Annotated in this window: 11 protein-coding genes; 4 read left to right on the top strand and 7 right to left on the bottom strand. The window is 65.3% G+C overall.

The genetic code is table 11. From position 1 onward, the window contains the following. The first annotated feature begins 174 nt into the window (after positions 1-174). The gene (locus tag HMPREF3115_RS01090) at positions 175-621 is read left to right on the top strand and encodes a VOC family protein (RefSeq protein WP_006405630.1); all 447 of its coding nucleotides are present in this window, start codon (positions 175-177) and stop codon (positions 619-621) included. A gap of 103 nt (positions 622-724) precedes the next feature. On the opposite strand, the gene mctP is transcribed toward HMPREF3115_RS01090, so the two are convergent. The 3 genes from mctP to HMPREF3115_RS01075 all read right to left on the bottom strand — a co-directional run bounded on the left by mctP (position 725) and on the right by HMPREF3115_RS01075 (position 3,619). Further along, the gene (gene mctP / locus HMPREF3115_RS01085; protein WP_006398698.1) at positions 725-2,275 is read right to left on the bottom strand and encodes a monocarboxylate uptake permease MctP; all 1,551 of its coding nucleotides are present in this window, start codon (positions 2,273-2,275) and stop codon (positions 725-727) included. Beyond that, a complete protein-coding gene (locus tag HMPREF3115_RS01080) occupies positions 2,272-2,505 on the bottom strand; it encodes a DUF3311 domain-containing protein (protein WP_006398697.1) in 234 nt (77 codons plus the stop codon). Before HMPREF3115_RS01080 ends, mctP begins: the two co-directional genes overlap by 4 nt. Positions 2,506-2,701: 196 nt before the next feature. After that, the gene (locus HMPREF3115_RS01075) at positions 2,702-3,619 is read right to left on the bottom strand and encodes a class I SAM-dependent methyltransferase (protein WP_053296988.1); all 918 of its coding nucleotides are present in this window, start codon (positions 3,617-3,619) and stop codon (positions 2,702-2,704) included. A 228-nt stretch (positions 3,620-3,847) separates the two neighbouring features. Here HMPREF3115_RS01075 and HMPREF3115_RS01070 point away from each other — a divergent pair, with 228 nt between their 5' ends. The 3 genes from HMPREF3115_RS01070 (at position 3,848) to HMPREF3115_RS01060 (ending at position 5,333) form a co-directional block, all read left to right on the top strand. Further along, on the top strand, positions 3,848-4,102 hold the full coding sequence (locus HMPREF3115_RS01070; RefSeq protein WP_059940739.1) for a hypothetical protein: 255 nt from the start codon (positions 3,848-3,850) through the stop codon (positions 4,100-4,102). A 530-nt stretch (positions 4,103-4,632) separates the two neighbouring features. Next, positions 4,633-5,010, top strand: a complete 378-nt coding sequence (locus HMPREF3115_RS01065; RefSeq protein WP_070553238.1) for a type II toxin-antitoxin system RelE/ParE family toxin — start codon at positions 4,633-4,635, stop codon at positions 5,008-5,010. Then, positions 5,010-5,333: a helix-turn-helix domain-containing protein gene (locus tag HMPREF3115_RS01060; protein WP_006405635.1), complete on the top strand. Its 324-nt coding sequence runs from the start codon at positions 5,010-5,012 to the stop codon at positions 5,331-5,333. The genes HMPREF3115_RS01065 and HMPREF3115_RS01060 overlap by 1 nt, the downstream gene beginning before the upstream one ends. Positions 5,334-5,355: 22 nt before the next feature. On the opposite strand, the gene HMPREF3115_RS01055 is transcribed toward HMPREF3115_RS01060, so the two are convergent. From HMPREF3115_RS01055 to HMPREF3115_RS01040, 4 genes are all read right to left on the bottom strand, one after another. After that, the gene (locus HMPREF3115_RS01055) at positions 5,356-5,847 is read right to left on the bottom strand and encodes a DNA-deoxyinosine glycosylase (RefSeq protein ID WP_070553236.1); all 492 of its coding nucleotides are present in this window, start codon (positions 5,845-5,847) and stop codon (positions 5,356-5,358) included. Beyond that, a complete protein-coding gene (locus tag HMPREF3115_RS01050; RefSeq protein ID WP_006398690.1) occupies positions 5,844-6,458 on the bottom strand; it encodes a chorismate--pyruvate lyase family protein in 615 nt (204 codons plus the stop codon). Before HMPREF3115_RS01050 ends, HMPREF3115_RS01055 begins: the two co-directional genes overlap by 4 nt. Positions 6,459-6,466: 8 nt before the next feature. Beyond that, positions 6,467-8,365 carry a molecular chaperone HtpG gene (gene htpG / locus HMPREF3115_RS01045; RefSeq protein ID WP_059875776.1) on the bottom strand — a complete coding sequence of 633 codons (1,899 nt, stop codon included), beginning with the start codon at positions 8,363-8,365 and terminating at the stop codon, positions 6,467-6,469. 158 nt (positions 8,366-8,523) lie between these two features. Then, entirely contained in the window at positions 8,524-9,984 is a 1,461-nt protein-coding gene (locus HMPREF3115_RS01040) for an aminotransferase-like domain-containing protein (protein ID WP_059940736.1), read from the bottom strand. Between the last annotated feature and the right edge of the window lie 153 nt (positions 9,985-10,137).

Here is a 10,137-nt window from a genome sequence, read left to right as displayed (position 1 = left end):
GGCCGCGAACGACTTCGTTCGCGGCCGTTTTATTTTTCATTCCGCTGCCCGACGCGCGCACTACAATCCACGACACGGGTGCGCCGGCCGCTTCCCGACACGCCCTTTCCCGTCACAACCTCGCATGACGCCGCCCCAGGGCAGGTCCGGCGACGCGTGCCCAAGGAGGCAACGATGCAAGTCCAACCGTACCTGACCTTCTACGGTCAGGCCGACGAGGCGCTTCGCTTCTACGAGAAGGCGCTCGGTGCAAAGACGCAGTTCAAGATCTACTTCCGCGACGCGCCGCCGAATCCCGATCAGCCGATCTCGCCGGAGATGGCCGACAAGGTGATGCACGCGAATTTCACGATCGGCGAATCGTCGATCATGTGCTCGGACGGCAACTGCCACGCGGCCGACCGCCAGCACGCCGGGTATTCGCTGTCGCTGAATCCGGCGAGCGTCGACGAAGGCAAAAAGCTGTTCGATGCGCTCGCCGAGGGCGGCGAAGTGACGATGCCGTTCCAGAAGACGTTCTGGGCACTCGGCTTCGGCATGGTGAAGGATCGCTTCGGCGTGCACTGGATGATCAACGTCGAGGATCTGTCGCAGCGCGAGCACATCCCCAATCGCGCGTAGCGCCGATACACGCCGATACAACCTGAAACGCCCGCCGCTTCGCAGCGACGGGCGTTTTCATTGCGGCATGCTCGACGGGCGACGCGCGGCCGCGCCGGCGCGTTCAGCTTTCGACGACGTCGAGATAGTCTTCCGGCCGCGTGCGATCTTCCGCATGCGCCATCCCCATCACGCGCACGAGCACGCTGACCACGATCGACACGACGAGGTTGACGATCAGCGACCACACCGCCGCGTAGCCGGGAATCGCGAGGCCGAACAGGTGAATCGTGAAGATCGAGCCGGCCAGCTTCAGCGAGATCGCCATCCACGTGCCGCAAACGATGCCGGCCGCCCAGCCGACCAGCAGCCCGCGATGATCGAGCACGCGCGTGTAGAGTCCGAGCACGATCGCCGGCAGCGTCTGGATGATCCAGATCCCGCCGAGCAGCTGCAGCTGGATCGCATACGTGAGCGGCAGCCCGAGAATGAATGCCACCGCGCCAATCTTCACGATCAGCGACACGAGCTTCGCGACGTGCGTTTCCTGGTCGTGCGTCATGTTGCGGTTCACGAACTCGCGGTGGATGTTGCGCGTGTACAGGTTCGCGGCCGCGATCGACATGATCGCCGCCGGCACCAGCGCGCCGATCCCGATCGCCGCGAACGCGACGCCGACGAACCACGACGGGAAGTAGTTCAGGAACAGCGCGGGCACCGCGAAGTTCGGGCCGAACGCCTTGAAGTACGGCGCGTACTGCGGCATGTCTTTCACGCCCGACGCGAGCGCCATGTAGCCGAGCAGCGCGAGCAGGCCGAGCACGAACGAATAAGCCGGCAGCATCGCCATGTTGCGACGGATCGTGTTGCCCGACGACGACGAGAGGATCGCGGTGACCGAATGCGGATAGAGGAACAACGCGAGCGCCGAGCCGATCGCGAGCGTCGCGTAGGCGCTGTAGCCGTTCAGGCTCGTCGCGTCGGGCGCCTTCAGCAGCAGCTTCGCGGGCGGCACGCTCGCGAAGATATGCCCGAAGCCGCCGAGCTTCGCGGGAATCACGATGATCGCGGCGGCGATCGTGATGTAGATCAGCACGTCCTTCACGATCGCGATCATCGCGGGCGCGCGCAGCCCCGACGTGTACGTGTACGCGGCGAGGATCGCGAACGCGATGATCAGCGGCAGATCGCCGACGAAGCCCGTCGTGTCGAAACCGAGCGCGCCGATCACGACCTCGATGCCGACCAGTTGCAGCGCGATGTACGGCATCGTCGCGACGATGCCCGTTACGGCGATCGCGAGCGCGAGCATGCGGCTGCCGTAGCGGGCGTTGACGAAGTCGGCGGCCGTCACGTAGCCGTGCCGCTTCGCGATGCTCCACAGTTTGGGAAAGACGACGAACGCGAACGGATAGATGAGGATCGTGTACGGCAGCGCGAAGAAGCCCATCGCGCCGGCACCGAACACGAGCGCGGGCACCGCGACGAACGTGTACGCCGTGTACAGGTCGCCGCCGAGCAGGAACCAAGTGACGATCGTGCCGAAGCGCCGGCCGCCGAGCCCCCACTCGTCGAGATGGGCGAGGTCGCCGCGCCGCCAGTTGGCGGCGAGGAAGCCCATGATCGTGACGCCGATGAAAAGGAGAACGAAGACGAAAGTCGCGCCGAGATTCATTGCACACCTCCCGGCGTTTTCCACGCGTTCTTGGTCTTGTAGTACACGAAGGCGGTGATCACCGCGCTAATGAACACCCAGAGCAGCTGGTACCAGTAGAAAAACGGAAAACCCAGCCATTGCGGTTCGATCTTGCTGTACGACGGCACCCAGACCATCGCGATCAGCGGCAGTACCAGCAGCCAGAGCCAGCGCTTGGCGGCCCGATTGGCGTCGGCATCGTGAGCCATGACGTCTCCTCATCTTCCCGGTTATCGATCTTGTGAGCGGGTACGGCGGCGAGAGGAGCGGCAAAACGGGTAAGCTGCGGCTCCCCTGGCTTCGCGCCAGTATAGGAGTCGCAAGCATCCGGTCAAGCGGGGGCGAACCCGAGGTGATCCGCCCCCTGACGCGCGGTTGCACCGGCATGCGGGCCGCGCATGGGCGTCAGATCGTGAACGACGCGCCGCGTGCGCCGATCGTTTCTTTCAAACCTTTCACCCACTTGCGGGCGGGCAGTTTCAGCGTGTCCTCGATCAGCTTCGCGCGCGCGTCGAGCTGCGCGAACGGCACGTCGAGCGCGGGGCCGGAGAACGCGATCGCGATCCGGTTGCCGTCGTGCACTTCCGGCAGCGCGATCACGCGGTGATCGAAGGCGGCGTTCAGGTGCTTCATGTTGCGCACGAAGCTCGGGTGATCGCCGAACAGGTTGATCGTCGCGATCCCCGCATCGGTCAGGCAGCCGCGCACCGCGCGGTAGAACGCGACGCTGTCGAGCACCGGGCCGCGCGCGGTCGCATCGTACAGGTCGATCTGGATCGCGCCCGTCGTGCCGCGATTCGCCGGATCGTTGACGAAATCCCACGCGTCCGCTTCGTGCACGACAAGACGCGCGTCGTCCGGCGGCAGCGCGAACATCGTGCGGGCCGCGACGATCACGGCCGGGTTCAGTTCAACCGCCTCGACCTTCGCGCGCGGCAGGAAGCGGTGCGCGAACTTCGTCAGCGCGCCGGTACCGAGCCCGAGCTGCACGATGCGTTCCGGCGTTTCGAGAAACAGCAGCCACGCCATCATCTGCTGCGCGTATTCGAGTTCGATTGCGAGCGGCTTCGAGATCCGCATCGCGCCCTGTACCCATTCGGTACCGAAATGCAGGTAGCGCACGCCGCGCTCCTCCGAGAACGTCACCGGTGCGAAGCGCGGCTTGCGCGGCGCGTCGAGCACGGGCACGTCGTCGTGCTCGTCGAGGTCGGTGCGGCGCTTCACACGCGGCGGCTGCAGTTTCTCGGAGCCGTTGTAGGCGGACGGCTGGTTGCGCTTGAACGCGCGCGCCTCGGCGGATGCGCGCTTGATCAGTCGGGTCATGGATGAATCTCGCTCGATGAAGCTGGTTTTGGCGGACGAGAGGATAGCATTGGTGGCGGCAATCGCCGGCGCCGAACGGATTGCGTCACGCCGATCGGCCGACTTGCGAGCGAGGGCATCGTGGTCGACAATGCATCGCACCGGCGATCCATCGACGACAGCCATACCGTGACGATTCTTGCGATACGTCACCGGCGAGAAAGCGGCTATCACTGACCCGGAGCGCACATGACCTCCACCGACAGGAAGATCTGGTTCCCGGCAAAACGCTACGGATGGGGATGGGGGCTGCCCATCGCGTGGCAGGGATGGGTAGTCCTGTTGCTGTTTACGCTCGGCCTCGTCGCGAGTTCACGCCGCTTCCCGCCGGCACAAGCGCCCTTCGCGTTCGCAGCGTGCGTCGTGGGTTTGGTGCTCGCGCTCACGATCGTCTGTTACGCGAGAGGCGAAAAGCCGAAATGGCGATGGGGGAACGACAAGTGACGCGTCGTACGCCGGCGCGCGCAATTCGGGCGGTCCAAGCAACGCGCCGCGCAGCAATCGGAACGGATTGAGGTTTCGGTTAATCCGACACGCCGAGGCGCTCGTTCGGCATCGCCCTTCTCTCCCGCGCACCGCAATCCATTTCGATCTGTCTGTTTGGGAACCCGAACGATGGTTCACGTCGCGGCGTTGACCTGGCCCGGCAGATCTTTGCCGCGCCGGCATTCAACGTGGCTTGAATCGCCTTGAAAGAGCGGCCTAGCCGAAACACAACGCGTCGCCCGACCCAACCGGTTATGGGCCGTCGCAGGCCGCTCGTTGTCAGCGCGCTGCGTCTCATCGTCCCTGAAACCGTCGCGGCCGCTCACTCGAACCCATATCGACATCTGCCGAACGGCCGACTTGTTCCGGCTCTTGGCCGACGACAAAAATGCCCGTGCCGAATCATTCGGCATACGGCGTGATCGACCGCATTCGGCCCGCGTGACCGAACTGTTTTTTCTGCGCGTCACGGTTGCAAATATACACAAATGGGTATAAATTCATCGATGGTTCCGTACACCAAACCGCTCTACTGGCTCGGCTCGGCACGCAAGGACTTGAAAGCGATGCCCGAAGCGGTACAGGACACGTTCGGCTATGCGCTGTATCTGGCCCAGACGGGAGGAAAGCACGATCAGGCCAAGCCGTTGAGGGGTTTCGGATCGGCCGGCGTACTCGAGGTCGTGGAGTCGGAGGACAGCGGCACCTACCGGGCGGTCTATACGGTGAAACTCGGTGGCGCCGTCTATGTGCTGCACTGTTTCCAGAAGAAATCGTGCCGCGGTATCGCTACGCCGAAGCCGGACATCGAACTGGTTCGCGCGCGCCTGAGCGCCGCCGAAGCACACGCAAATGGAGAAAAGTGATGATCGAAATCGAACGGGGCAGCGGGAACGTCTACGCGGATCTTGGCACGCCCGACGCCGAAGAAATGCGCGTCAAGGCTCAACTCGCCGCCAAGATCGCGGAGATCATCAAGACTCGCAAATGGACGCAGCAGCACGCAGCACGATTGCTCGGCATGACGCAACCGAAGCTATCGAACATGCTGCGCGGGCAGTTTCGCGGCGTAAGCGAAGCGAAGATGCTCGACTGTCTCGCCAAGCTCGGGCGCGATGTACAGATCGTCGTAGGACCGGACCGTCATTCGGAAACCGAAGGACACATCGAGGTCGTGTTCGCTGCCTGACGGCACGGCAGGTTCGGGCAGCTCAATTCAATGGCCGCAGCTGCCGCCACGCGGCGAGTTTTTCCGCATACGAGATCGAAGCATAGGCGGGACTGCTCGACGGCAGGCGCAGCAGCCGATACCGGGCGCCCTCTTCACCGAGCGCCGTCATGCCGATTTTGGCGGCCGTTCCGCCGTTAAAGGCGATGGTCGTCAGATTCGGCAACGTCTCGATCAGCGCGATCAGATCGTTGCTCGCGTGATCGCGTATGCGGCTATCGAGGCTGCCGATACGATTCGCCTGGGCCACGACGTCCCACAATCCGATGCGATGTTCGAGCAACGTATCGAGACGCGCCGGATAGCTCATGCCGACGAGATCGCGCTCTATCACGTCGCCGACCAGCGACCAGAACTTGTTTTGCGGATGTCCGTAGTATTGGCGAAGCGCCAACGATCGCTCGCCCGGCAGGCTGCCGAGAATCAAGATCCGCGTGTTTGCATCAACGACTGGCGGAAAACAACGCTTGTTCATTTCGCGATCGACGCTCCCGTTGCGACATCGGGCCCACCCGTGCGCGGCCCATCGCCATGCGCATCGAGATGCCGCCACAGCGCCGGCAGCATGCACTCGGTGACCATCAACGGTGCGCCGTGACGCTGGAACACCGACCGTCGCGCCACAAACGCATGCGGCGCACGCGCGCCGCCGAGCGCATGGCTTGCGAGCGCATAAAGCGGATGGCCGGCGATCACGCGCCGGCTCACCAGCGCCGAGCGCTCGACCTGCGGATCGCTGTACAGCAGCTCGGCGAGCGGCCGCGTGCGTAGCCGCCGCATCGCCTGCCATACGCCCTTGCTCGCGGCGAGCGGCGCGATGCTGTGCGCGGCCACATACGGCGTGCCGTCGACCGACAGAATCACCTCGCGCACCCACATCGGCGCACGCGGCGCGCTGGCGAGCGCCGCGTGTTCGTCGAACCACGGTCGATCGACGGCCTCACGCGTGACACGCACGCTCACGCGCCCGAGCCGCGCGAGGTGCGCGGTCAGCGAACCGCCGCGCGTGAGCCAGTCGCGCTGGTCCGGCGTGCATCCGGGCCGCGGCGTGTCGCGCCAGCCCGCAAGCGCGCCGTCGAATCGCATCCGCGCACTCACGCGGCGCGCGACAGCAGCAGCGCGTTGGTCCGCTTCACGAAGCTCGCCGGATCGTCGAGCATCCCGCCTTCGGCAAGCAGCGCCTGATCGAACAGCAGATGGCACCAGTCGCCGAAATCGGCGCTGTCGGCCTTCAGCTGCTTCACGAGCGCATGCTCGGGGTTGATCTCGAGAATCGGCTGGAACGACGGCGCCTTCTGGCCGGCCGCCTTCAGCATCCGCTGCAGGTAGCCGCTCATGTCGTTGTCGTCCGCGACGAGGCACGACGGCGAATCGGTCAGACGGAACGTGACGCGCACGTCCTTCACCTTGTCCCCGAGCGCTTCCTTCATCTTCTCGACGACCGGCTTGATCGCTTCGCCCGCCTCTTCCTGCGCCTTCTTCTCCTCGTCGTTCAGCGCGCCGAGATCGAGATCGCCGCGCGCGACGCTCGCGAGCGGCTTGCCGTCGAACTCGTGCAGGAACGACAGCATCCATTCGTCCACGCGATCGGTCAGCAGCAGCACCTCGACGCCCTTCTTGCGGAACACCTCGAGATGCGGGCTGTTCTTCGCGGCCTGCCACGTATCGGCCGTCACGTAGTAGATCTTCGTCTGCTCCGGCTTCATGCGCGCGACGTAGTCGGCGAGCGACACGTCCTGCGCATCGGTGTCGCCGTGCGTCGACGCGAAGCGCAGCAGCTTCGCGATGCGCTCGCGGTTCGCGTGATCCTCGCCGACGCCTTCCTTCAGCACCTGGCCGAACGCGCGCCAGAACGTCTTGTACTTCTCCTTGCCGGCATCGTCTTCCGCATTCGCGAGCTCTTCGAGCATCGACAGCGCGCGCTTCGTCACGCCTTCGCGGATCGCCTTGACGTCGCGGCTCTCCTGCAGGATTTCACGCGATACGTTCAGCGGCAGATCGGCCGAATCGACGACGCCCTTCACGAAGCGCAGGTATTGCGGCAGCAGCTGCTCGGCGTCGTCCATGATGAACACGCGCTTCACGTACAGCTTCAGGCCGCCGCGATAGTCGCGGTTCCACAGGTCGAACGGCGCCTGCGACGGCACGTACAGCAACTGCGTGTATTCGCTGCGACCTTCGACGCGGTTGTGCGTCCACGTGAGCGGATCCTGGTGATCGTGCGCGATGTGCTGATAGAACTGCTTGTACTGCTCGTCCGTGATGTCGCTTTTCGGCCGCGTCCACAGCGCGCTCGCCTGGTTGACGGTTTCGTCGTCGTCCTTGACGACCATCTCGCCCTTCTCCTGATCCCATTCTTCCTTCTTCATCAGGATCGGCAGCGCGATGTGGTCGGAATACTTCTGGATGATCGACTTCAGCCGGTACGAGGACAGCAGTTCGTCCTCGCCTTCGCGCAGATGCAGCGTGATCGTCGTGCCGCGCTGCGCGCGCTCGATCGCGTCGATCGTGAAATCGCCCTCGCCCGCGCTTTCCCAGCGCACGCCTTCGCTCGCGGGCAGGCCCGCGCGGCGCGTCTCGACGGTGATCTTGTCCGCGACGATGAAGCCCGAGTAGAAGCCCACGCCGAACTGGCCGATCAGCGCCGCATCCTTCTGCTGGTCGCCCGACAGCTTCGAGAAGAATTCCTTCGTGCCCGAGCGCGCGATCGTGCCGAGGTTCGCGATCGCCTCGTCGCGGCTCATCCCGATCCCGTTGTCGTCGATCGTGATCGTGCGCGCGGCCTTGTCGTAGCCGATGCGGATGCGCAGGTTCGGATCGTCCTCGTAGAGCGCGTTGTCCGCGAGCGCCTCGAAACGCAGCTTGTCGGCCGCGTCGGACGCGTTCGACACCAGTTCGCGCAGGAAGATTTCCTTGTTGCTGTAGAGCGAATGAATCATCAGGTGGAGGAGCTGCTTGACCTCTGCCTGAAAGCTCATCGTTTCGTGTGCCATGGATGCTGTTTCCTCTTACTTGAACTTGAGTGGTGTGGCGCAGGCGTCCGGCGCGCGATGCCGGCCGGCCCGTCTAGGGACAACCGCCTGGCGCAAGCGGTTTGCGCGCGCAGATGGGGACGGCCGCGCCGATTTCAAGAGCCGGCACGGCCGCCGCGTCACGACGCGCGCCGCGTCGCCGATTCGATATAGCGCGCGAGAAACCCCGGCAGCGCCGGATCGCCGCAGTTCGCGACGTTGAAGCGCGTCCACGTCGACGGCGACTGCTGCGGCGAGAACAGGCTGCCCGGCGTCAGCAGAAAGCCTTCCTCGTGCGCGGCGGCCGCGAGCGCGTCCGAGTCGACACCCGTGTCGGCCCACAGGAACATGCCGGCCGCCGGCATCGCGAACAGCTTCAGGCCGGTGCGCTCGAGCATCCGCGCGGTCTTGTCGCGCACGCCGTCGAGCCGCGCGCGCAGCCGCTCGACGTGCCGCCGGTAGTGGCCTTCGGTCAGGATCTTGTACAGCACGCGCTCGTTCAGCTCGGGCGTCGTCATGCCGACCAGCATCTTCTGATCGGTGATCGCCTTCGCGATTTCCGGCGCGCACGCGACGTAGCCGACGCGCAGGTTCGCGGCAAGCGTCTTCGAATAGCTGCCGAGATAGATCACGCGCTTCAGCTGGTCGAGGCTCGCAAGGCGCGTGGCCGGATAGCTCGGCGGGCACAGGTCGCCGTACACGTCGTCCTCGACGACGAGGAAGTCGTACTGCTCCGCGAGTTTCAGGATCCGGAATGCCTGCGCGGCCGACAGCGACGTGCCGGTCGGGTTCTGCAGCACCGAATTGATCACGAGCATCTTCGGGCGCCACATCTGCACGAGCGTCTCGAGCGCGTCGAGATCGGGGCCGTCGGGCGTGTACGGCATCCCGACGAGCTGCGCGCCCTGCGACGCGAAGCGGCCGAACATCTGGAACCACGCGGGATCGCCGACGATCACCGCGTCGCCCGGCCGCACGTAGATGCGCGCGATCAGGTCGATCGCCTGCGTGATGCCCGAGACCATCACGATCTGCTCGGGCGTCGCGCCGATCTCGACTTCCGCGAGCCGCGTCTGCAGTTGCTGACGCAGCGGCAGGAAGCCCTGCGCGGTACCGAAGCCGAGCATCTGCGCGCCCGACTGGCGCCCGAGCGCGCGTAGCGCGCCGGTGATCAGCTCGCCGTCGAGCCAGCGTCCCGGCAGGTAGCCGAGACCGGGCCCCTTTTCCGGGCTGACCGTATGCAGCATGTTGCGCAGCAGCCAGACGACGTCGATCGTGTTGTGCACGGGCGTCGCTTCGGCGCCGCGCATCGCGCCGTCGGCGACGGGCTGCGGGCCGACCGTGCGCTCGCGCACGTAGAAGCCCGAGCCGCGCCGCGAATCGAGATAGCCCTGCGCGACGAGGCGCTCGTACGCTTCGACGACGGTAAAGCGCGACACGCTCTTGTCGAGCGCGAGCTTGCGGATCGACGGCATGCGCATGCCGGGACGGAACACGCGCTCGTCGATGCGGCGGCGCGCCCACTGGACGAGCTGGTCGACGAGCGTCAGCGTGGCGGTGTCGTGCGGGGCGGGAATCTGTGCGAGCGGAACGGAGGACATGGGCGGCGGCTCCAACTGTACCGAAGGGTATCGCGCCGATTGTACCGTTACTGTGCCGGTGCGCACGATTACAGTTGATCGACAACCGGCCGTTCGCGACCGGCCGCCGCGCGCCCGCGCGCCGCCACCGAGCGGCGCGGCTGCACCGGCGGC

The organism is Burkholderia sp. HMSC10F09 (assembly GCF_001806955.1).
Lineage (GTDB): Bacteria > Pseudomonadota > Gammaproteobacteria > Burkholderiales > Burkholderiaceae > Burkholderia > Burkholderia multivorans.
The sequence above is the reverse complement of the archived record's forward strand: the minus strand, read 5'-3'. Positions and strand labels throughout refer to the sequence as shown.